This window comes from Ruegeria sp. AH12 (assembly GCF_056541465.1).
In genome coordinates, this window is the sequence record NZ_JBQFYL010000181.1 from 1 (window position 1) to 630 (window position 630).

Here is a 630-nt window from a genome sequence, read left to right on the forward strand (position 1 = left end):
CGAATACTGGCGTGAACCCACGGCCAAAAAACACAAGAAGGTTCGCGACCTGTTGGAGCGCGCCGTTGAGATCGATCCTGAATATGCCGGGGCCTGGGGGATGCTTGCGATTGTCTACGGGGACGAAGTGCGCGGCGGTTTCAATTTTCGCAAATCTCCCCCGCCCTTTGATCGCGCGCTGGAGGCCGCGCAGCGTTCAGTCGCCCTGGATCCTCTGAATGCAACCGGCCAGCACGCGTTGTTTCTGACCCATTTTCATCGCGGCGAGTTCGAAAGCTTTGAAGAAGCCGCCGCGAAAGCCTTGCGGGCCAATCCGAACTATCCGGACATGCTGGCCGATCTGGCGGCCTGCTTTGCGTTGCGCGGCGATCTCGAACAGGCCGCGAGACTGAGCGCCCGCGCGATCGAGCTGAGCCCCAACCCGCCTGGCTGGTACCATGCGAGCACATTCCTGATCTGTTTCATGAAAGGTGATTACAGCGGCGCGCAGTCAGCGGCGCGCAAAGTCGGTGGTGGCATGTGGAATGGCTCTGAAGTGCTTGAGCTTATGTGCGTTCCTTACACGGAACCGGACGCCGACCTGGGTTCAACCCTGTCGGCCCTGAAGACCAACATTCCCGATGTAGATCG

At 60.0% G+C, this 630-nt stretch carries 1 protein-coding gene; it reads left to right on the plus strand.

Going from position 1 to position 630, the window contains the following annotated elements:
- Window positions 1-630, plus strand: a 630-nt coding sequence (locus ACR0EL_RS22475) for a tetratricopeptide repeat protein (RefSeq protein ID WP_480502355.1), incomplete at both ends; no start/stop codon positions are given.